This window comes from Rathayibacter sp. VKM Ac-2760 (genome assembly GCF_009834185.1).
Lineage (GTDB): Bacteria > Actinomycetota > Actinomycetes > Actinomycetales > Microbacteriaceae > Rathayibacter.
In genome coordinates, this window is sequence record NZ_CP047173.1 from 3,557,183 (window position 1) to 3,577,397 (window position 20,215).

Sequence of the window (20,215 nt, forward strand, 5' to 3'; positions counted from 1 at the left end):
CCGAGGACGCTAGCGATCCGCGGCCCCGGGCGCCGGGTCAGTCCTCGACGACGGCGCGGACGATGCCCCAGACGACGAGCCCGACGGCGGCGGCCGCGCCGGCGGCTCCGGCGATCAGCGCCTCCGGGTGGTGCTTGCGCACGACGGCGACGCGGCGCTCGAGGCTCCGCTGCACGTTCCGGACCTTGCGCGGCACGTTGACCTTGTACTCGATGGCGTCGAGCGTCGCCGCGAGCTCGGTGCGCGCCCGCTCGATGTCGGCCTTCAGCTGGCTCGGCTGGAGCTCCGCCGGGTCGACGAAGCGGGGCGTGGTGCTGGACACAGCACGATCAGTTGTCATAGCTGCCGACTCCCTTGAACGCCTGGACGTCCTTCTTGATGCTGTCGATCGAGTCCTGCGGAACGGGCGGGACGGCCTTCTTGATCGACTTGACGCCGACCAGGATCAGCACGACCGCCACGAGCAGGAAGAACACGGTCACGATCAGCGCCGACAGCCAGGCGGGGAGCCAGGAGGCGATGCCGATGATCGCGAAGGTGACGAGGGTCGCCCACGCGGTGAGGAGGAAGAAGGCGGCGACCGCGAAGAGCGCGACCGCGAGGCCGGCGCTCTTCGCCTTGCCGGACAGCTCGTTCTTGAGGGACGCGATCTCGGCCTTCACGAGCTCGATCACGAGACCGGGGAGGTCGCTGACCAGCTCGCCCAGCGACCGGGCGTTCTTCGGATTGCGTTCGTTCACCACGGGGGCTCCTCGGAGGGGGGTCGTGCCGGGCCTCGGCCGAACGGACGGCCCGGAGGGATGAGGTCTACGCCTTGCTGGTGGAGGACGACGCGGTCGATCCTCCGGAGCCGGCGGCAGCGGCGGCCTCGTCGACCTTCGACGCGGCCGAGCGGGCGGCGGCGGTCGCCTCGGCCTCGGAGGCGCCCTGCGCCTTCTTGCCACCGGACACCGCCTTCACCACGACGTTCCGGACCAGCTCGTACGCCTTGTCCGAGACCGTGCTGAGCTGCGTCTTCGCCGCTCCGCCGACGGCGCCCGCGACGTCCTGCACCGGCTGCGTCTGCCAGAACCTGTTCGCCGCCGAGGCGATCTGCTCGTACCGCTTGCGGCCGGCGCGCGCTCCCAGCACGTAGCCGGCTGCGGCTCCTGCCACGAAAAGAATCTTGCCCTTCACGCCTACTCCTCGTCCTGGGCCGCTCTCGCGGCTCGTTCACGCGGTCGATGACCACTCGTGTCGGGGCACGCCGCACTCATGCGGATGCCTGCGTCCCAGAGTAGCCGTCGCCGTCATATTCTTCGCGCGGTATGCCGACGCCTTGACGCACCAGTCGTCGCCGGATAAGAGCGGCCGTCTCGGCGGCGTGCGGCAGCACGGAGGCGAGCCCCGTCCCGGCGAGCCAGGTGCCGGTGACGGCGATCCCGTCGATCGGGGCGAGCGCCTCGCGGAAGGCCTCCAGGTGCGCACGCCGGCCCAGCGCCGCGGCCGGGCGGACGTTCGCCCAGCGCACGCGGGCGGAGTCGACGAGGCTCGCCGGGTCGAGCTCGATCCCGAGCAGGATCGACGCATCGCGCAGGGCGGTCGCGGCCGCCTCCTCGTCGCTCACGCCCTCGAGCGGCGGGTGCTCGCCCGGGCGCCCGTAGGAGAGGCGCAGGACGTGCCGGCCCGCGGGCAGACCGGCGGCGAGCCAGCCCCACTTCGCGGTCGCGTGGGTGAGCGCCTTCGCGGTCACGTCGCGCGCGGTGGGAGCGACGAGCACGCCGGAGCCGCGCGGCGCGGCGTCCAGGCGCGGGTCGTCGACGACGAGGGTGACCAGCTCGACGGAGTCGTGCAGCACCTCGGCCGCCTCCTCGCGCACCGCGGGCACGAGCCCGGCGAGCAGCTCCCGCGCGTCGCGCTCGGGCGTCGAGACGATGACGGCGCGCGCGGTGAGCACGGCGCCGTCGCCGAGGGTGAGCAGGAACGGCTCGCCGTCGCCCTCGACCCGCGTCACGGCGGTCCGCACCCGGATCTCGCCGGACAAATAGTCGATCCGCTCGACGAGCGCCGCCACCAGGCGGTGCATCCCGCCCTCGATCCCGCGGACGGCGACGCCGGCCGGCAGGTTCGCGCGAAGGGCGGCGACCGCGCCGGCCAGGGAGCCGGCCCGGGTGATCGCGCCGTTCAGCCCGGGCGCCGCCGCGTCCACGTCGATGTCCTCCGGTCGGCTGGAGTAGACCCCGGAGACGACCGGCGCGACGAGGTCGTCGAGCACCCGCTGCCCCATCCGGGTCCGGACCAGCTCGGCGAGGGAGTGGGCGCGACCGATCCGCAGCACCGGCATCACGGCGTCGAGCCAGGCGCGCGCGGCGCCGCGGCGGCCGATGGCGCGGACGACGTCGGGCGCGAGCGGGCTGCCGGGGATGCCGAGGATCCCCGCGCGCGGCGAGGGAACCGAGCGCCCGCCTGCGAGGTGCAGCCAGGAGCCGCCGGTGGTCGGCTCGACGATCGACTCGGCGAGCGGCCGGCCGTCGAGGGTGAGCGCGGCGAGCGCCCTCTCGACGTGGCCGCCGCGGGTGGCGAAGCTCTCGGCACCGGCGTCGAGCGCGACTCCGGCGATCTCGAGCGGAGCGACGGAGCCGCCGACCGCGTCGCCCGCCTCGAGCACGACCACGCGCAGCCCGATCCGCAGGCACTCGGCGGCGGCCGCGAGGCCCGCCACTCCCCCGCCGACGACCGCGACGTCGTAGTCGGCACCGGCCTCGCTGCCGTGCCCCTGGGTGCTGTTCCCCTCGGTCATGGCCGCCAGGCGTGCACGTGCGCGACCAGGCGCGTCAGCACGTCGGGATCGGTCTCGGGCGGCACGCCGTGGCCGAGGTTGAGCACGTGCGCGGGCGCGCTGGTGCCGCGGCGGAGCACGTCGTCGACGTGGGCGGCCAGCACCTCCCACGGGGCCGAGAGCAGCGCCGGGTCCACGTTGCCCTGCACCGGGACGAAGCCGCCGAGGCGGTGGTTCGCCTCGTCGAGCGGGATCCGGTAGTCGACGCCGACCACGTCCGCGCCGATGCCGTGCATCGCGCCGAGCAGCTCGCCGGTGCCGACGCCGAAGTGCACGATCGGCACGTTGCGGCGGGTCTCGCCGTGGTCGTAGGCGAGGTCGCGCACGTGGGTCAGCGCGCGCGAGGAGGCGGGGGCGACGTGCGCCGAGTAGTCGGCGAGCGAGAGGGCGCCGGCCCAGGAGTCGAACAGCTGCGCCGCGCTCGCCCCGGCCTGCACCTGCGCGCGCAGGAAGCGGCCGGTGACCTCGGCGGTCCACTCCATCAGGCGCGCCCAGGCGGCCGGGTCGGCGTGCATCAGCGTGCGCGCGCGGATGTGGTCCTTCGACGGCCCGCCCTCGACCAGGTAGGCGGCGAGGGTGAACGGGGCGCCGGCGAAGCCGATCAGCGGGGTGTCGCCCGCTCCGATCTCCTGCAGGCCCTCGACCGTGCGGCGCACGCCCTCGCGGATCGGCTCGAGCGTCTCGTCGAGCGCGGCCGGATCGAGGGCGACCAGCTCGTCGACGTCCGCGGCGGTGCGCACCGCCTTCTCGAGCACCGGACCGCGTCCGGGCACGATGTCGACCGCGACGCCGGCCAGGCGCAGCGGGATGACGATGTCGCTGAAGAAGATCGCCGCATCCACGCCGTGCCGGCGGATCGGCTGCAGGGTGATCTCGCTCGCGAGCGCCGGGTCGAGGCAGGCGTCGAGCATCTGGGTGTCCGTGCGCAGCGCCCGGTACTCCGGCAGGCTGCGGCCGGCCTGGCGCATGAACCAGACGGGCGTCGACTCGGGGCGGTCCGACCGGTAGGCCCGGAGGAGCGCGGAGTCGGCGGTGCGCCCGGAGGCGAGCGGGTGCAGCGGATCGAGCAGGCCGGCGATGGGGGAGGTCACCGCGGCATTATTCCAGGCGGGGCTGACCCCGACGTGTCCGCGTCGGAGGCGCATCCGTGCAGTCTTGGCGAGGACCGGGGCCGAGCCCCGGACGCCACGGCTAGACTGCCCTGGTGCTTCTGTGTCTGACGGCGTCGCACAAGAACGCCAGCTTCGATCTCCTCGAGAAGCTCTCCGTCGACTCCTCCGCCGTCGCGGCCGCCCTGTCGGACGGCATCGACTTCGTCTCCGGAGCGGTGGTCGTCGCGACCTGCAACCGCTTCGAGGCCTACCTCGACATCGACGAGCCGCTGACCGCCGCGCAGGCCGTAGCCGTCGAGGCCGCCACCGCCGCGGTGAGCGCCGCGACCGGCGTCGAGCAGGAGGAGCTGCGCAGCTCCGTCTCCGTCGTCGCGGGCGATCGCGTCGCCGAGCACCTCTTCGCGGTCTCCAGCGGGCTCGAGTCCGTCGTCGTCGGCGAGGGCGAGATCGCCGGCCAGGTCCGCCGCTCGCTCGAGGAGGCGCGCCGCCTCGGCACCACCTCCTCCGAGCTCGAGCGCCTCTTCCAGCGCGCCTCGCAGACCTCGCGCGGGATCAAGAACCGCACCGGTCTCGGCAGCGCCGGCCGCTCGATCGTGCGCCTCGCCCTCGACCTCGCCTCCAGCCGCATCACCGACTGGCGCGCCGCCCGCGTGCTGCTGATCGGCACCGGCAGCTACGCCCGCGCGACCGTCGCGGCCCTGCGCGATCGCGGCGTGCTCGAGATCGCCGTGCACTCCCCCTCCGGCCGGGCCGAGGGCTTCGCGGCCCGCCGCGCGCTGCGCCCGATCGACGGCGCCGAGCTCGCGACCGAGGCCGTGTCCGCCGACGTCGTGATCACCTGCACCACGACACAGGAGCCCGTCCTCGACGCAGCGATCCTCGCGGAGGGCCGGCTGCGCGGCTTCTCCCGCGAGCGCCAGCTCGTCATCGACCTGGGGCTCCCCCGCAACGTCGCCGCCGACGTCACCACCGTGACCGGCGTCGAGCTGCTCGATCTCGAGACGATCAGCCTGCACGCCCCGCTCGACGTGCTCGACGCGTCGACCCAGGCGCGCGCCCTGGTCGACAAGGCCGTCCGCAAGTTCTCCGACGTCGCCGACGAGAAGAGCCTCACCCCCGCCGTGGTCGCCCTCCGCACCCACGTCTTCGACGCGCTCGACGCCGAGATCGAGCGCGCCCGCTCCCGCGGCGACGAGGACGGCCGCACCGAGCAGGCGCTCCGCCACCTGGCCGGCGTGCTGCTGCACACCCCGAGCGTCCGCGCGCGCGACTACGCCCGCGCCGGCGAGCAGGAGGCGTACCTCACCGGTCTCGAGGCGCTGTTCGGCATCGAGGTGCCGGCGGAGCGCGCGGCGGCCCGCGGCGCGGACGACTCCGCCGCCTCGGCGTGACGGCGCTCCGGCTCCCCTTCGAGGCGGAGCCGATCGAGACGGAGCGCCTGCTGCTGCGGCCACTCTCGCTCGACGACGCCGAGGATCACGCCCGCTACCAGGGTGACCCGGAGGCGGTCCGCTACCTGCGCTGGCCGGTCCGGACGCCCGAGGAGTCGCGGGAGCACCTCGCCGTCCGGCTGCCGTCGGACCGGCTCACGGCCGACGGCGACGTCGTCGTCCTCGCGATCGTGCCGCGCTCGGGGCCGCTCGCCGGCCGGGTCGTCGGCGACCTCACGCTGATCGCGACCTCGGCCGAGCAGGGCGGAGTCGAGATCGGCTGGGTCCTGCACCCGGAGGCGCAGGGGGAGGGCTTCGCGACGGAGGCCGCCCGCGCCCTGATCGACCTGTCGTTCGACCGCCTCGGCGCCCACCGGGTCGTCGCGCAGCTGGACGCGCGGAACACCGCGTCCGCCCGGCTCTGCGAGCGCCTCGGACTGCGGCTGGAGGCGCACCACCTCGACGACGAGTACTGCAAGGGCGAGTGGACCTCGACCCTCGTCTACGCCCTGCTGTCCCGCGAGCGCTGACCCCCTCCGCGAGATGCCACTTGTGCACGCGACACGCCGTGAAAAGCGTGCACAAGTGGCATCTCGCGCGGAAGGTCAGGCGCCGCGCAGGCCCGTGAAGAGGTGCGCCTCGAGGTCCGCGATCGCTATGCGCTCCTGCTTCATCGTGTCGCGGTCGCGCACGGTCACCGCGTCGTCCTCGAGCGAGTCGAAGTCGACCGTCACGCAGAACGGCGTGCCGATCTCGTCCTGGCGGCGGTAGCGGCGGCCGATCGCGCCGGAGTCGTCGAAGTCGACGTTCCAGAGCTGGCGGAGTCGGTCGGCGACCTCGCGGGCGAGCGGCGAGAGCGCCTCGTTGCGCGAGAGCGGCAGCACCGCGACCTTCACCGGCGCGAGGCGCGGGTCGAGGTGCAGCACCGTGCGCGTCTCGACCTTGCCCTTGGCGTTCGGCGGCAGCTCCTGCTCCTCGTAGGCGTCGACGAGGAACGCCATCAGCGCACGCGTCAGGCCGAAGGACGGCTCGATCACGAACGGCACGAAGCGCTCGTTCTTGGTCTGGTCGAAGAAGGAGAGGTCCTTGCCCGAGTGCTCCATGTGCGTCTTGAGGTCGAAGTCGGTGCGGTTCGCGACTCCCATCAGCTCGCCCCACTCGCCCGAGGCGAAGCTGAAGCGGTACTCGATGTCGACGGTGCGCTTGGAGTAGTGGGAGAGCTTGTCCTTGGGGTGCTCGAACTGGCGGATGTTCTCCGGCGAGATCCCGAGGTCGACGAACCAGTCCCAGGCGAGCTGCATCCAGGTCTCCTGCCACTCCTCGTCCGTGCCGGGCTCGACGAAGAACTCGAGCTCCATCTGCTCGAACTCGCGGGTGCGGAAGATGAAGTTGCCCGGCGTGATCTCGTTGCGGAACGCCTTGCCGATCTGGCCGATGCCGAACGGCGGCTTCTTCCGCGCGCTCTGCAGCACGTTGGCGAAGTTGGTGAAGATGCCCTGCGCGGTCTCGGGGCGGAGGTAGTGCAGGCCCGACTCGTCGTCGACGACGCCGAGGTAGGTCTTCATCAGCCCGGAGAACTGCTTGATCTCGGTCCACTGGCCGACCTTGTCGGGGTGCTCCGGGTCCGGGATGTCGGCGAGGCCGTTCTCGGGGGCGTGCCCGTTGACCTCCTCGTACTTCTCGAAGAGGTGGTCGGCGCGATAGCGCTTGTGCGTGATCAGCGACTCGGTCAGCGGGTCGGAGAAGACGCCGACGTGCCCGGAGGCGTTCCAGATCGCGGTCGGCAGGATCACGGCGGAGTCGAGGCCGACCACGTCGCCGCGGCCCTGCACGAAGGCCTTCCACCACTGGCGCTTGATGTTCTCCTTGAGCTCGACGCCGAGGGGCCCGTAGTCCCAGGCGGAGCGGGTGCCCCCGTAGATCTCGCCCGAGGGGAAGACGAACCCCCGGTGCTGGGCGAGGGTGACGACCTTGTCGAGGGTGGTGGGTTCTGCCACGGGGAGCTCCTAGCTGTTCGGGCGCACGGGGCCCTGGCGCGCGCCGGCTGCGCGCGTCCTTCTGGTGTGCGTCCATGGTAGCCGCGGGCCGGAGCGCCGACCGCGGACAGGAGGAGGGCGCCGTGCATGATGGCGGGATGAGCAGCCTCCCGCCGATCGTCGTCTCCGCCGTCGCCGTCCTCCGCGAGCGCCGGGTCCTGATGGTGACGGCCCGCGGCCGCGACGTCGTCTACCTCCCCGGCGGCAAGGTCGATCCCGGCGAGACCGGAGCCGAGGCCGCCGCGCGCGAGGCGGAGGAGGAGCTCGGCACCTCCCCCGTCTCCCTGCGCGAGCTGTTCACCGTCCGCACCCAGGCGCACGGCGAGCCGGAGGGGCGCGAGGTGCACATGACCGTCTTCGCCGCCGAACTCGTCGGCGAGCCGCGCGCGAGCGGCGAGATCGACGAGCTGCACTGGATCGGCACCGCGGAGGCGGACCGCTGCCCGCCGGCCGGCGTCGACACCCTGGCGCGGCTGCGCGCCCTCGACCTGGTCGACTGAGCACCCGGGCGTCCGCGACGCGACGGCCGGTCGCGGGCGGCTAGCCTCGTGGCGTGGAGACGAGACGACGCGCCAGGGACCAGACGACCGGAGGCGACGTTCCGCGCCTCGAAGCGGTGCGGCTGGAGCCCGCGGTGCCGATCCTGAGGATCTTCTCCGTCGCCAAGGCGGGCGAGTTCTACGTCGACTACCTCGGCTTCACCGTCGACTGGGAGCACCGCGCGAGCCGCGACGCCCCGCTCTACCTGCAGGTCTCGCGGTCCGGCCTCCGGCTGCACCTGAGCGAGCACCACGGCGACGGGAGCCCCGGAGCGGCGGTGCAGGTGGCGCTGCGCGGGGTGCGCGAGCTGCACGCCGAGCTCGACGCCAAGGAGTACCCGTACCTCAATCCGCGGATCACGCGGACGCCGTTCGGCTTCGCGCTCGACCTCATCGATCCGTTCGGCAACCAGCTCCGCTTCGCCGAGGCGGCCCCCGCGACCGGTAGCGCCTGAGCCAGCGGTAACGCCCGAGCGACCGGTAACGCCTGAGCGTCCGCTGGTCAACCGTTCACCGCCTGTCCACCGCTTTCCGATCCGGGTCCCCTACCGTGTTCGGGATGGTGACACGGGGGACGACGCGACGACCGGACGGTGTCCGAACGGACGGTGTCCGCAGACCCTTCGAGCGCACGCGGCTGCCCCTGTTCTCCACCGCGGCACCGCTGGTCGTCGGGCTGGTCGGCTCGCTCGCGATCCTCGCGGGCTCGCTCGGCGTCGGCTTCCTGCCGCTCGACTCCCCGATCCGCTCCTGGCCGCTGATCGCCGCCCTGCGCGCCTCCACCGGCGCCACCGAGCTCAGCGTCGTGGCCGTCGTCGCCGGCGGGATGCTGCTGCTGGTCGCCTGGCTGCGGCTGCGCGCCGTCGCCCTCGACGACCGGCCGGGCTCTGTGCGCGCGATCCTGGTCGCGGCGCTCGCCTGGGCCGCTCCGCTGCTGCTCGCCGTGCCGCTGTTCAGCCGCGACATGTTCTCCTACGTCGCGCAGGGCCGGCTGATGGTGGCGGGGGTCGACCCGTACACGAGCGGCACGGCCACCCTCCCCGGCTGGTACGCGCTCGGCGTCGATCCGCTCTGGGCCAACACGCCCACGCCCTACGGGCCGCTCTACCTGCTGGCCGAGCAGACCGCCGTGCACGTCGCCGGCTGGTCCTCCCCCGAGTTCTCGATCGCCCTGCTGCGCGCGCTCTCGGTCGCCGGCGTCGCGGTCAGCGCGGTCTACGCCCTGCGGCTCGCGCGCCTGCGCGGCCTGTCGGTGCCGCTGACCGCCTGGACGCTCGTGGCCAACCCGCTGACGCTCGTCCTCTTCGTCGTCGCCGGGCACAACGACTCGGTGATGGTCGCCCTGATCCTCGCGTCGCTCTACTACGGGCACACCGACCGCCGGGTGGCGGCGGTGCTGCTGATGGGCGCGGCGATCGCGGTCAAGCCCGTCGCCGTCATCGCCCTGCCGGTGCTCGCCCTGCTCTGGCTGCGCCACGACGAGTCGCTGCGCCGGCGGATCCGCACCTGGGCCTGGACCGGCGCGGGCGCCCTCGCCGTCGTCGTCGCCATCGGCCTCGCCGCGGGTGTCGGAGTGGGCTGGATCGGCGCGATGGTCGTGCCCGGCTCGATCCTGCACTGGTACGCGCCGATGTCGGCCGTCACGGTCGCGGTCTCGACCGCGGTGCAGCTCACCGGCCACGACCCGGCGGCGGCGATCGCCGTCGTGAAGGTGCTCGCCCTGGCCGGCGCCGGCGCGATCGCCACCGCGCTGATGCTCACGAAGCGCGCGATCGACCCGCTCGCCCGGCTCACCGGCGCGCTGCTGGCGTTCGTCACGGCGTCGACCGCGATCCACCCCTGGTACGCGCTCTGGATCCTGCCGATCGCCGCGCTCTCACGGCCGTGGCGGAGCACGCATCGGCACCTGGCGGTCTACGCCACGATCTTCCTGATGTGCGTCACGCTCGCGGAGCCGGTCGACGGCGCGGGCGGAGCGGTCGACCAGATCCCGGTGCGCGTCGCGACCATCGCCGCGATCGTCGTGATCGGCGTCTACGTGCTGGCCGGCTACTCCGAGGAGGAGGCCGTCGACGTCCGCCGGCTCGTCCGCGCTGTGCCGTTCGGCTCCGAGGTCCTGCAGCGCCTCAGCGGCGGCCGGCTCGGAGCCCCGCTGCCGCTGCGCGTCCCCGCCCGCAAGTAGGACCGCAGCCCCGGCCTGAGCTCAGGAGCCGCTGGACTCGCCCGTGCGGCGCTCGAGGGCCGCCCGGGCCGCGGTCGCGGCGGTGTCCTTCTCCGTCCCGCCGAGCACTCCCGAGAGCGCGGAGAGCCAGTCGGAGTCGTCCCGGCGGTCGGCGACGGCCTCGCCGAAGAGCGGCAGCTCGCTCCGGGTCGCGTGGATCGCGTAGTCCTCGCGGCTGTACTCCGGCGTCGCGGCGTCGCCGCCGCTGTCGTCCGGAGTTCTGTCGTCCGGAGTCCTGTCGTCCTGAGTCATGGTGCCCCCTCGGCGTCCCGGTCCGTTCCGGGCGCTCTGTCAGGCTAGCCCCGCTCGGGGGCCCCGTCGTCGCCCCCGCGCGGGAGCGGCCGCCAGACGACGAGCTCGGTGCGCCGCTGAGCGCGCGTGCCGTGCCGGAGCGTGACGACGTCGCCCTCGAGCCCCGCGGCGAACACGCGGCGACCCGGGCGGTTGAGCAGCTCGTCGGCCAAGGCGGACTCGAGCTCGCGCACGCGCTGCGACAGCGAGAGCACCTGGTTCTCGAGCTGGAGGATGCGGGCGATGCCCTCGAGCGAGACGCCCTCGGAGGACAGCCGGGCGACCTCGCGCAGCTGCACGACGTCGCGCATCGAGTAGCGGCGCGACTTCCCGGCCGTGCGGGTGGGGCGGACCAGGCCGAGCCGGTCGTACTGGCGCAGGGTCTGCGGATGCATGCCGGCCAGGTCGGCGGCGACCGCGATCGCGAACACCGGGGTGCTCTCGTCCACGTCTCCTCCTCTCCGGCCGGCCCCGATCGGCTCGGCGCGCGCTAGTAGCGGGCCTTCTCCAGGATGTCGTCGCGCGGGTTGTCCGACGGCTCGGCGGCCGCGAAGGCCTCGAGCGCGTCGCGCGCCGCACCGGACAGGTGATCCGGCACCGCGACCTGGATCTCGGCGAGCAGGTCGCCCGTGCCCTTGCCGGTGGCGACGCCGCGCCCCTTCACGCGCAGCACGCGGCCGCTCGGGGTGCCGGGGGCGACGCGGAGCTTCACCGGGTCGCCGCCGAGCGTCGGCACCTCGATCGTGGCACCGAAGACGGCCTCGACGAAGGTGACGGGGACGGTGACGCGGAGGTTCAGCCCGTCGCGCTCGAAGACCGGGTGCTTGCGCACGGCGACCGTCAGCACGAGATCGCCGGGCTCTCCGCCGTCGGGGCTCGGGCGGCCCTTGCCGCGCACGCGGATCTTCTGCTGGTCGGCGACGCCGGCCGGGATCCGGACGGAGAGCGCGCGGCCCTCACCGGTCTGCAGCTGGACGGTGTCGCCCTGGGTCGCGGTGCGGAAGTCGATGGTGGTGCTGGCGGTGACGTCGGCGCCCTTCTGCGGACCGCCGAAACCGCGGAAGCCGCCGCTGGGCTGGCCGAAGCGGCCGCCGCCCGCGTTGCCGAACATGCCGCCGAGGATGTCCTCGAAGCCGGCGGGCGGACCCTGCTGGGTGCTGTAGGAGGTGCGGCCGCCGCCGCCCTGGTTGAACACGTTGCCGAAGACGTCGTCGAAGCCGCCGGGCTGGCCGCCGGCCGTGAAGCGGGCGCCGGAGCCCATCGCGCGGATCTGGTCGTACTCCTTGCGGTGCTCCGCGTCGGAGAGGACGGTGTACGCCTCGCTGATCTCCTTGAAGCGCGCCTCGGCCTTCGCGTCCCCCGGGTTGGAGTCGGGGTGGAACTGCCGGGCGAGCTTGCGGTAGGTCTTCTTGAGGTCCGCCGCGGAGACGTCCTTCGAGACACCGAGGATCTTGTAGAAGTCCTTGTCGAACCAATCCTGGCTGGCCATGCGCCTCTTTCTGTGTCGTGACTCGGGACCCTCGGCGCCCGGCAGGGGCCGCCCGTCTCCGGGACGGCCCCTGGTCGGGAGCGGAGGTTCCGCGGCGGTGCGGGAGGTGGGTCAGTCGGCCGGGACCGCGACGACCACCTTGGCGGCGCGCAGCAGCGAGCCGCCGAGGTAGTAGCCCGACTCCACGACGTCCGCGACCGTGGAGGTCTCGGCGCCGGGGGTGGGCTGCTGGAAGATCGCCTCGTGGATGTTCGGGTCGAACAGGTCGCCCACGGCGCCGGTCTTCACCAGCCCAAGCTTCTCGATGCCGCCGCGCAGCTTCTGCGCGATGGCCGTGAAAGGACCACCCTCGGCCAGGTCGCCGTGCTTCTCGGCGCGGTCGATGTCGTCGAGCACGGGGAGGATGACCTTCACCGCGTCGCCGATCGCCCGCTCCTTGTCGACCTGGCGGTTCGACTCGGTGCGCTTGCGGTAGTTCGCGTACTCCGCGGTGACCCGCTGGAGGTCGGCGAGGTGCTCGGCCGCGAGCGTCTCGGCGTCGGACTGCCCGGAGAGGAACGAGAGGTCGGCGTCGGAGAGCGTCGTCTCCACGTCGGGCCCCTCGGCCTCGATCAGGCCCTCGGCGTCCTGGGCGGACGCGGCCGCCTCGGCGCCGTCGGCCGCACCGGTCTGCTCGTCCTCGGGCACGCCCTCGGCGGGCTCCTGGTTGTGCTTCCCCATCGCTACTTCGTGTCCTTCGGCTCGTCCTCGTCGATGACCTCGGCGTCGACGATGTCCTCGTCGTCCTTCTTCTCGCCCTCGGCCGGCGCGTCCTGCGGAGCGCTCTGCGCGGCCTGGTCCTGCGAGTAGATGGCCTGCCCGATCTTGGTCTGCGAGGCGTTGAGCGCGTCGAACGCGGTCTTGACGGCCGCGTCGTCGTCGCCGGCGAGCGCGGTCTTCAGCGCGTCGACGTCGCCCTGGACCTCGGTCTTGACGTCCTCGGGCAGCTTGTCCTCGTTCTCCTTGATCAGCTTGTCGATCGAGTAGGCGAGGGTCTCGGCGTTGTTGCGGACCTCGGCGGCCTCGCGGCGGGCCTTGTCCTCGGAGGCGTGCTCCTCGGCCTCGCGCACCATGCGGTCGATGTCGTCCTTCGGCAGCGACGAGCCGCCGGTGATCGTCATCGACTGCTCCTTGCCGGTGCCCTTGTCCTTGGCGGACACGTGCACGATGCCGTTGGCGTCGATGTCGAAGGTGACCTCGACCTGCGGGATGCCGCGCGGCGCCGGCGCGATGCCGGTCAGCTCGAAGGTGCCCAGGTTCTTGTTGTCGCGGGTGAACTCGCGCTCGCCCTGGAACACCTGGATCGCGACGGACGGCTGGTTGTCGTCGGCCGTGGTGAAGGTCTCGGACCGCTTGGTCGGGATGGCCGTGTTGCGCTCGATGAGCTTGGTCATGATCCCTCCCTTGGTCTCGATGCCGAGAGAGAGCGGCGTGACGTCGATGAGCAGGACGTCCTTGCGCTCGCCCTTGAGGACACCGGCCTGCAGGGCGGCGCCGACGGCGACGACCTCGTCCGGGTTGACGCCCTTGTTGGGCTCCTTGCCGCCGGTGAGCTTCTTCACGAGCTCGGCCACGGCCGGCATGCGGGTCGAGCCGCCGACGAGGACGACGTGCGCGATGTCGTCGACCTTGACACCCGCCTCCGCGATGACGTCGGTGAACGGCTTGCGGGTGCGCTCGATCAGGTCGTTCGTGAGCTCCTCGAACTTGGCGCGGGTCAGCGTCTCGTCGAGGTTCGCGGGGCCGTTCTCGGTGAGCGAGAGATAGGGCAGCTGAATGCTGGTCGAGGTGCTCGAGGAGAGCTCCTTCTTGGCCTGCTCCGCCGCCTCCTTGAGGCGCTGACGCGCGATCTTGTCCTTCGAGACGTCGACGCCGGTCGAGTCCTTGAAGCGCTTGACCAGGTAGTCGACGACGCGCTGGTCCCAGTCGTCGCCGCCGAGGCGGTTGTCGCCCGAGGTGGCGCGGACCTGGATGGTGGAGAAGTCGTCGTCCTTGCCCACCTCGAGGAGGGAGACGTCGAAGGTTCCGCCACCGAGGTCGAAGACGAGGATGAGCTCGTCCTCCTTGCCCTTGTCGAGGCCGTAGGCGAGCGCCGCGGCGGTCGGCTCGTTGATGATGCGGAGCACGTTGAGACCGGCGATCTCGCCGGCGTCCTTCGTCGCCTGGCGCTCGGCGTCGTTGAAGTAGGCCGGGACGGTGATGACCGCGTCCGTCACCTTCTCGCCCAGGTACTGCTCGGCGTCGCGCTTGAGCTTGCCGAGGATGCGCGCCGAGATCTCCTGCGGCGTGTACTTCTTCTCCTCGACGGCGAACGTCCAGTCGGTGCCCATGTGGCGCTTGACGGAGGCGAGGGTGCGGTCGACGTTCGTCACGGCCTGGCGCTTCGCGGTCTCGCCGACGAGCACCTCGCCGTCCTTGGTGAACGCGACGACGGACGGGGTGGTGCGGAAGCCCTCGGCGTTCGCGATGACGGTGGGCTCGCCACCCTCGAGGACGGCCACGACCGAGTTGGTGGTTCCCAGGTCGATGCCTACGGCACGGGACATAGCGTGTTTCTCCTTCGTGGGCGGCCGTCGGGCCGCCCCTTCACTGGTGGATCTTCTGCGGGAAAGTCGGGTGCGGGAGTTGAGTCCCGCAGGCTCAAGTTTACGCAGTCGCACCGCCGAGTCAAGTCGGGGGCCGAGAACCTGAGTCGGGTCGGCTCAACTCTCAGGCTGCACCGCACGCCACGCTACCTCCCGTTCTCCCGCGCCCCCTACGGTGAGTGCATGACCGCCCGTGCCACCCTCCGCACCCGCCGCTGGCCCGTCCTCGCGTGGGGGCTCTGGGACTGGGGCAGCGCCGCCTTCAACGCCGTCGTCACGACGTTCGTCTTCACCGTCTACCTCACGACCGACGGCCTGTTCGGCACCTCGAGCGAGGTCTCGACGGCCCTCGGCTGGACCCTCGCGGGCGCCGGCGTCGTCGTCGCGCTGATCGCCCCGGTCACCGGTCGCCGCGCGGATCTGGGCGGGCGCCGGCGCCGCTGGCTCGGGATCCACTCCGCCGTCGTCGTCGCCTGCATCCTGCTGATGTTCTTCGTCCGGCCCGACCCGGCGTTCCTCTGGCTCGGGCTGGGCCTGCTCGCCGTCGGCACGGTCTTCTTCGAGTTCGCGAGCGTCAACTACAACGCGATGCTCAGCCAGGTCTCCACCCGCGCGAGCATCGGCCGCGTCTCCGGCTTCGGCTGGGGCATGGGCTACGTGGGCGGCATCGCGCTGCTGCTCATCCTCTACTTCGGCTTCATCTCGCCCGAGGTCGGCCTCTTCGGCGTGACGGGCGAGGACGGGCTCGATGTCCGCGTCTCGATCCTGATCGCCGGGATCTGGTTCGCCGTCTTCGCGCTGCCCGTGCTGTTCGCGGTGCCGGAGCTGCCCGGCCGGCCGGACGCCGGCGAGAAGGTGGGCGTCCTCGCCTCCTATCGCGCGCTCTTCCGCCAGATCGGGGCGCTGCGCCGCGAGAGCCCGACCACGCTCGCCTTCCTGCTCGCGAGCGCCGTCTTCCGCGACGGCCTCACCGGCGTCTTCACCTTCGGCGGCGTGCTCGCGCAGGGCACCTTCGGCTTCAGCGCCGGGCAGGTCATCCTGTTCGCGATCGCGGCCAACATCGTCGCGGGAGTCGCGACCATCGCGGTCGGCTCGCTCGACGACCGGCTCGGCCCCAAGTCGGTCATCGTCGCGTCGCTGATCGGGCTGATCGTCTGCGGCACCGCCGTCTTCGCCCTGCACGACGCCGGCCCGACCGCGTTCTGGGTCTTCGGCCTGCTGCTGTGCCTCTTCGTCGGCCCGGCGCAGTCCGCGAGCCGCAGCTACCTCGCGCGGCTCATCCCCGAGGGCCGCGAGGGCGAGATCTTCGGGCTCTACGCGACCACCGGCCGCGCGGCGTCCTTCCTCGCTCCCGCCGCCTTCGCGGCCGCCGTCTCGATCGCCGCGGGCGTCTCGAGCGAGGCCGACGTGCAGTACTGGGGCATCCTCGGGCTCGTGGTCGTGCTGGCCGCGGGCCTCGCGCTGCTGCTGCCGGTCAGGACGCCCGCGGCCGCCGCGATCCGGTAGCGCGCCTGGTCAGGTCGCGAGCCCGGTCGGGTAGCGCGCCCGGTCAGGTCGCGAGCCAGAAGAGGATCAGCAGCAGCGTGACCAGGAACCCGGTCAGGAAGTTCAGCGCGAGGAAGCGCTTCCAGCCCGCGTTCGCGCGCTCGGCCTGCTCGTCGGTCAGCGAACGGTAGGGCCAGATGCTCGCCGCGTACGGGATCGCCAGCAGCGCCGCGAGCATCCCCGGCCACGGCAGCAGCAGCAGGAGCAGACCGCTCGCGACGTACGCGCCGATCGCGAAGCGCGTGGTGGCCTTCGCGCCGATCACGGTGGCGATCGAGCCGATGCCGCCCGCGCGGTCGGCCAGGATGTCCTGCACCGCCCCGAAGGCGTGGCTCGCGATCCCCCAGAGGAAGAACGCGATCAGCAGCGCCCACAGCCCCGGCGTCGGCGTCGTCCCCGCGAGTGCGAGGCCGTAGACCGCCGGGCTGACGAAGTGCGTCGCGGAGGTGAGCGAGTCGACGAACGGCCGCTCCTTGAAGCGCAGACCGGGCGCGCTGTAGGCGATGACGGCGAAGACGCTGACCGCGAGGATCAGCCAGGACAGCGGCGAGCCGAGCAGCAGGAGCGCGATCAGGAACGGGACGTTGGTCGCCACCGCCGCGATGAGCGTCGCCCGGTGCTCGCTGCGGTCGAGGACCGCGCCCTCGACGCCGCCCTTCCGCGGGTTGCGCAGGTCGGACTCGTAATCGAAGACGTCGTTGATCCCGTACATCGCGAGGTTGTAGGGGATCAGGAAGTAGAGCGTGCCGAGCACGAAGGCGAGGTCGATCTCGCGGGTGGTCAGCAGGTACGCCGCGGCGAACGGGTACGCGGTGTTGACCCAGCTCAGCGGGCGGCTCGAGACGAACAGCGCGCGCAGCCGGTTCACGCGGCGCTCCGCCGACGGGCCGGCAGGAGGGTCCACAGCGCCGGCAGGGCGAGCGCGGCGGCGATCGCATAGGCGAAGTCCTCGATCGGGGCGACGCCGATCCGGATTCCGGAGATCAGGTCGTCGTCGTAGGCGACGAGGAGCCCGACGCCGATCATGATGTTGTCGAAGACGGCGGTCATCACGAGCAGCACCGCGAGAGTGCCGAGCAGCGCGGGCAGCCGGAGCCGACCGCGGCGGAGCGCGACCACGAGCAGCACCGCGACCACCGCGAGGAAGACCGCGTTCAGGAGCAGGTAGGTCACGCGCGCGCCTCCGCCCGCTTCGCGAGGAAGCCGTGGACGTCCATGGTGAGGTAGCAGAGCAGCGTGAGGAAGAGGACCTCCTCGATCGGCAGCTCCGGCGCGAGCTGCAGCCCGGTCATGTACGGCGTCTCGCCGCGGAAGAAGACGCCGAGGCCGATCCCGGCCAGGTCCCAGAGCAGGAAGAACACGACGCCGGCCGGCAGCACGATCGCCGCCCGCCGCGCGTCGACCCAGAAGAACAGCCCGAAGCGCCTGTCGAGCACGACCATCCCGGAGATCGAGACGACGAGCGCGAGCAGATAGAGGACCCCCACGCGCTACTCCCCCGCGGCCGCGGCGATCGGCTCGGCCGCACGGACGTCAGGAGCCACACGGACCTCGGGAGCTACACGGACCTCAGGAGCCACACGGGGCGCGACCGGCGCCGACGGCGCGTCGCGCACCGGCAGCGGCTCGGTCGACACGTCGCCGCGCACGCGCTTGAGCATCACCTCGGCGCTGATCACGCACATCGGCAGACCGATGCCCGGGATCGTCGAGCTGCCCGCGAAGAGCAGACCGTCGACGTGCGCGCTGGCGTTGCCGGAGCGGAAGAACGCGCTCTGCGAGAGGATGTGCGCCGGTCCGAGCATCGAGCCGCGCCAGGCGCCGAGATCGCTCTCGAAGTCGGCCGGGCCGATGGTGCGGCGGACGACGATGCGCTCGGCGAGGTCCTCGGCGCCGGTCCAGGTCGCGATCTGCCGGATCGCGGCGTCCGCGATCGCCTCGACCTTCGCGTCGCCGGCCCCGTCGATCCCGCCGTGGCCGATCGAGGTGTCCGCGGGGATCGGCACGAGGACGAAGAGGTTCTCATGTCCCTCGGGAGCGACGCCGTCGTCGGTCGCGCTCGGGCGGCAGACGTAGATCGACGCCGGGTCCGGCACGGAGGGGTTCTCGCCGAAGATGCGGCCGAAGTTCTCGCGCCAGTCGCTCGTGAAGAGCAGCGTGTGGTGCTCGAGCTGCGGCAGTGCACCGCGGACGCCGAGCAGCACCAGCACGGCGCTCGGGCCCGGCTCGCGGTTCTCCCAGTACTCGGGCGGATAGCTGCGCAGCTCGTCGGGCAGCAGCGACTGCTCGGTGGTGAACAGGTCGGAGGCGTTGACGACGAGCTCGGCGGGGAGCCGCTCCGTCCCGTCCGGACCCTCGTACTCGACGCCGACGACCTCGGCCCCGCGGCGGCTGCCGCGCGGGGCGCGCGCGGTGAGGATGCGCGTGGCGGGCGAGGAGGTGCGGACGGTGACGCCCGCCTCCTCCGCCACCTCGGCGACCGCCGCGATCAGGCGGGTGAAGCCGCCCATCGGATAGAGCACCCCGTCGGCCAGGTCGAGGTGGCTCATCAGGTGGTACATGCTCGGCGCCGCGAACGGCGAGGAGCCGAGGAAGACGGCCGGGTAGCCGAGGATCTGCCGGAGCCGGTTGTCGGTGACCGCGGTCGCCGCGAAGGTGTCGAGCGGGGTGAGCAGGAGGCGGCCGAGCCGACCGGTGCGGCTCAGCACGTCGCGGCGCAGCAGCGGCAGGAACGACGCGAAGCTCGTGTAGAGGAAGCGGCGCTTGGCGACCTCGTAGGTGTCGCGGGCCGACTCGAGGTAGACGCGCATCCGGGCGCCGGCGCCGGGCTCGATGCTCTCGAACAGGGCGAGGTTCGACTCCAGATCGGCGAGCACGTCGATCGGCTCGGCGATGCCCTGGCTGTAGACGCGGTAGCCCGGGTCGAGCCGCTTCAGGTCGAGCCGCTCGGCGGCGCTGGTGCCCATCAGGCGGAAGAAGTGGTCGAACACCTCCGGCATCAGATACCAGGAGGGGCCGGTGTCGAAGCGGAAGCCGTCGCGCTCCCACGAGCCGGCGCGGCCGCCGACGACCTCGCGCTGCTCGAGCAGCGTCACGTCCCAGCCGTCGCGGGCGAGCAGCGCCGCGGAGGCGAGCCCGCCGATGCCGCCGCCGATCACGACGGCGCGGTGCGGGCCGCTCGCCGAGCGCGAGGCGCGGGCGGGCCCTGCACCCAGGCGCGGGCCGAGGGTCGAGACGGCGGCGCGGGCGGCGAGCGCCGCCTTCGTCGCGGTCGGCACGCTGACCCGGGCGCGGAGGAGCTCCTCGGCCGGGGTGGCGCGGATGCGGTCCGCGAGCGCCGCGAACAGCGAGTGCGCGAGCAGCACGGCACGCCGGCTCGAGCGCGGCAGCTCCGGCACGATGGCGCCCGCCGCGGCGAGGTCGTCGTCGAGGTCGGCGAGCAGCGCTGCCTTGTCGCGCTCGGAGAACGCGCGCGGGTCGACGCCCGGGAAGTAGCTGCGGCCGAGGCCGTCGACGTCGGCGGCGAGGTCGCGGAGAAAGTTGACCTTCTGGAACGCCGAGCCGAGGCGTCGGGCCCCGGCGACGAGGCGCTGACGCGCGGCGGGCGAGACGAGGCCGGCGTCGGGTGCGGCGAGGAAGACGTGCAGGCACATCAGCCCGACGACCTCGGCGGAGCCGTAGACGTAGCTCTCGAAGGACTCGGGGGTGTGCACCGTCTCGCGGAGGTCCGCGCGCATCGAGGCGAAGAACGGAGCGGTGAGCTCGGTGCCGAAGCCGGTGGCCCGCGCCGTCCGGGCGAAGGCGTGGATGACGAGGTTCGCGCTGTAGCCGCTGGCGAGCGCGCGCTCGGTCTCGGCCTCGAAGGCGTCGAGCGCCTCCTCGACGGCGGCGCGGTCGAGCTGCGCCTCCTCGGCGACCCCGTCCACGATCTCGTCGGCCACGCGCACCAGGGCGTAGACGTCCTCGACCCGCTCGCGCACGCCGGCGCCGAGCAGGCGGGTGGCGAGGCCGAAGGAGGTGGAGTAGCGCCGGATCACCTGCGCGGACGCCTCGTGGGCGACGCGGTCGTACAGTTCGCTCTGCCGGCTCATCGTGCCACCGTACGGCGCG

At 72.7% G+C, this 20,215-nt stretch carries 21 protein-coding genes; 6 read left to right on the forward strand and 15 right to left on the reverse strand.

What is annotated here, in order from left to right; all coding sequences use genetic code 11:
* Positions 1 to 37: 37 nt before the first annotated feature.
* The 5 genes from GSU72_RS16255 to hemE form a co-directional block, all read right to left on the reverse strand.
* Positions 38 to 322 (reverse strand): DUF3618 domain-containing protein, encoded by a 285-nt coding sequence (locus GSU72_RS16255; RefSeq protein WP_244255857.1) that lies wholly within the window; start codon positions 320 to 322, stop codon positions 38 to 40.
* A gap of 7 nt (positions 323 to 329) precedes the next feature.
* Positions 330 to 743 (reverse strand): phage holin family protein, encoded by a 414-nt coding sequence (locus GSU72_RS16260; protein WP_159985966.1) that lies wholly within the window; start codon positions 741 to 743, stop codon positions 330 to 332.
* 64 nt (positions 744 to 807) lie between these two features.
* The gene (locus tag GSU72_RS16265; protein WP_208545083.1) at positions 808 to 1,155 is read right to left on the reverse strand and encodes a hypothetical protein; all 348 of its coding nucleotides are present in this window, start codon (positions 1,153 to 1,155) and stop codon (positions 808 to 810) included.
* 97 nt (positions 1,156 to 1,252) lie between these two features.
* Complete coding sequence (locus GSU72_RS16270; RefSeq protein ID WP_159985967.1) at positions 1,253 to 2,779, reverse strand: FAD-dependent oxidoreductase; 1,527 nt, start codon at positions 2,777 to 2,779, stop codon at positions 1,253 to 1,255.
* A complete protein-coding gene (gene hemE / locus GSU72_RS16275) occupies positions 2,776 to 3,909 on the reverse strand; it encodes a uroporphyrinogen decarboxylase (protein WP_244255858.1) in 1,134 nt (377 codons plus the stop codon). Before hemE ends, GSU72_RS16270 begins: the two co-directional genes overlap by 4 nt.
* A gap of 113 nt (positions 3,910 to 4,022) precedes the next feature.
* Between hemE and GSU72_RS16280 the strand changes: the two genes are divergently transcribed.
* The gene (locus GSU72_RS16280) at positions 4,023 to 5,321 is read left to right on the forward strand and encodes a glutamyl-tRNA reductase (protein WP_159985969.1); all 1,299 of its coding nucleotides are present in this window, start codon (positions 4,023 to 4,025) and stop codon (positions 5,319 to 5,321) included.
* Entirely contained in the window at positions 5,318 to 5,890 is a 573-nt protein-coding gene (locus GSU72_RS16285) for a GNAT family protein (protein ID WP_244255859.1), read from the forward strand. Before GSU72_RS16280 ends, GSU72_RS16285 begins: the two co-directional genes overlap by 4 nt.
* A 75-nt stretch (positions 5,891 to 5,965) precedes the next feature.
* Here GSU72_RS16285 and GSU72_RS16290 read toward each other — a convergent pair whose 3' ends face one another.
* The gene (locus tag GSU72_RS16290) at positions 5,966 to 7,357 is read right to left on the reverse strand and encodes a glycine--tRNA ligase (RefSeq protein ID WP_159985970.1); all 1,392 of its coding nucleotides are present in this window, start codon (positions 7,355 to 7,357) and stop codon (positions 5,966 to 5,968) included.
* Between the two features lie 137 nt (positions 7,358 to 7,494).
* On the opposite strand from GSU72_RS16290, the gene GSU72_RS16295 reads away from it, so the two are divergent.
* The 3 genes from GSU72_RS16295 (at position 7,495) to mptB (ending at position 10,117) form a co-directional block, all read left to right on the forward strand.
* Positions 7,495 to 7,896 carry an NUDIX domain-containing protein gene (locus GSU72_RS16295; protein WP_159985971.1) on the forward strand — a complete coding sequence of 134 codons (402 nt, stop codon included), beginning with the start codon at positions 7,495 to 7,497 and terminating at the stop codon, positions 7,894 to 7,896.
* Between the two features lie 53 nt (positions 7,897 to 7,949).
* Positions 7,950 to 8,390, forward strand: a complete 441-nt coding sequence (locus GSU72_RS16300; protein ID WP_208545084.1) for a glyoxalase superfamily protein — start codon at positions 7,950 to 7,952, stop codon at positions 8,388 to 8,390.
* Positions 8,391 to 8,494: 104 nt separating this feature from the next.
* Complete coding sequence (gene mptB, locus GSU72_RS16305; RefSeq protein ID WP_159985972.1) at positions 8,495 to 10,117, forward strand: polyprenol phosphomannose-dependent alpha 1,6 mannosyltransferase MptB; 1,623 nt, start codon at positions 8,495 to 8,497, stop codon at positions 10,115 to 10,117.
* Positions 10,118 to 10,138: 21 nt separating this feature from the next.
* Here mptB and GSU72_RS16310 read toward each other — a convergent pair whose 3' ends face one another.
* From GSU72_RS16310 to dnaK, 5 genes are all read right to left on the reverse strand, one after another.
* On the reverse strand, positions 10,139 to 10,408 hold the full coding sequence (locus tag GSU72_RS16310) for a hypothetical protein (protein ID WP_159985973.1): 270 nt from the start codon (positions 10,406 to 10,408) through the stop codon (positions 10,139 to 10,141).
* 44 nt (positions 10,409 to 10,452) lie between these two features.
* A complete protein-coding gene (locus tag GSU72_RS16315) occupies positions 10,453 to 10,896 on the reverse strand; it encodes a MerR family transcriptional regulator (protein ID WP_159985974.1) in 444 nt (147 codons plus the stop codon).
* A gap of 41 nt (positions 10,897 to 10,937) precedes the next feature.
* Positions 10,938 to 11,936, reverse strand: a complete 999-nt coding sequence (locus GSU72_RS16320; RefSeq protein ID WP_159985975.1) for a DnaJ C-terminal domain-containing protein — start codon at positions 11,934 to 11,936, stop codon at positions 10,938 to 10,940.
* A gap of 111 nt (positions 11,937 to 12,047) precedes the next feature.
* Positions 12,048 to 12,656: a nucleotide exchange factor GrpE gene (locus GSU72_RS16325; RefSeq protein ID WP_159985976.1), complete on the reverse strand. Its 609-nt coding sequence runs from the start codon at positions 12,654 to 12,656 to the stop codon at positions 12,048 to 12,050.
* Positions 12,657 to 12,658: 2 nt separating this feature from the next.
* Complete coding sequence (dnaK, locus tag GSU72_RS16330; RefSeq protein WP_159985977.1) at positions 12,659 to 14,521, reverse strand: molecular chaperone DnaK; 1,863 nt, start codon at positions 14,519 to 14,521, stop codon at positions 12,659 to 12,661.
* A 222-nt stretch (positions 14,522 to 14,743) separates the two neighbouring features.
* On the opposite strand from dnaK, the gene GSU72_RS16335 reads away from it, so the two are divergent.
* Positions 14,744 to 16,066: an MFS transporter gene (locus GSU72_RS16335; protein ID WP_159985978.1), complete on the forward strand. Its 1,323-nt coding sequence runs from the start codon at positions 14,744 to 14,746 to the stop codon at positions 16,064 to 16,066.
* A 43-nt stretch (positions 16,067 to 16,109) separates the two neighbouring features.
* Here the strand turns inward: GSU72_RS16335 and GSU72_RS16340 are convergent, their stop codons facing one another.
* The 4 genes from GSU72_RS16340 to crtI are packed head-to-tail and all read right to left on the reverse strand — an operon-like array spanning position 16,110 to position 20,196.
* Positions 16,110 to 16,973, reverse strand: coding sequence for a prenyltransferase (locus GSU72_RS16340; protein WP_159985979.1), 864 nt, complete (start codon positions 16,971 to 16,973; stop codon positions 16,110 to 16,112).
* The gene (locus GSU72_RS16345; protein WP_159985980.1) at positions 16,970 to 17,278 is read right to left on the reverse strand and encodes a lycopene cyclase domain-containing protein; all 309 of its coding nucleotides are present in this window, start codon (positions 17,276 to 17,278) and stop codon (positions 16,970 to 16,972) included. Before GSU72_RS16345 ends, GSU72_RS16340 begins: the two co-directional genes overlap by 4 nt.
* Positions 17,275 to 17,592 (reverse strand): lycopene cyclase domain-containing protein, encoded by a 318-nt coding sequence (locus GSU72_RS16350; protein ID WP_159985981.1) that lies wholly within the window; start codon positions 17,590 to 17,592, stop codon positions 17,275 to 17,277. The genes GSU72_RS16345 and GSU72_RS16350 overlap by 4 nt, the downstream gene beginning before the upstream one ends.
* A gap of 3 nt (positions 17,593 to 17,595) precedes the next feature.
* Positions 17,596 to 20,196 (reverse strand): phytoene desaturase family protein, encoded by a 2,601-nt coding sequence (gene crtI / locus GSU72_RS16355; RefSeq protein ID WP_159985982.1) that lies wholly within the window; start codon positions 20,194 to 20,196, stop codon positions 17,596 to 17,598.
* Positions 20,197 to 20,215: the final 19 nt, after the last annotated feature.

Bases quoted from the DNA above. Each gene is read 5' to 3' on its own strand.
- GSU72_RS16270 (WP_159985967.1), bottom strand. From the start codon at position 2,779: ATGACCGAGGGGAACAGCACCCAGGGGCACGGCAGCGAGGCCGGTGCC.
- GSU72_RS16295 (WP_159985971.1), top strand. From the start codon at position 7,495: ATGAGCAGCCTCCCGCCGATCGTCGTCTCCGCCGTCGCCGTCCTCCGC.
- mptB (WP_159985972.1), top strand. From the start codon at position 8,495: ATGGTGACACGGGGGACGACGCGACGACCGGACGGTGTCCGAACGGAC.
- GSU72_RS16310 (WP_159985973.1), bottom strand. From the start codon at position 10,408: ATGACTCAGGACGACAGGACTCCGGACGACAGAACTCCGGACGACAGC.
- GSU72_RS16320 (WP_159985975.1), bottom strand. From the start codon at position 11,936: ATGGCCAGCCAGGATTGGTTCGACAAGGACTTCTACAAGATCCTCGGT.
- GSU72_RS16325 (WP_159985976.1), bottom strand. From the start codon at position 12,656: ATGGGGAAGCACAACCAGGAGCCCGCCGAGGGCGTGCCCGAGGACGAG.
- dnaK (WP_159985977.1), bottom strand. From the start codon at position 14,521: ATGTCCCGTGCCGTAGGCATCGACCTGGGAACCACCAACTCGGTCGTG.
- GSU72_RS16335 (WP_159985978.1), top strand. From the start codon at position 14,744: ATGACCGCCCGTGCCACCCTCCGCACCCGCCGCTGGCCCGTCCTCGCG.
- crtI (WP_159985982.1), bottom strand. From the start codon at position 20,196: ATGAGCCGGCAGAGCGAACTGTACGACCGCGTCGCCCACGAGGCGTCC.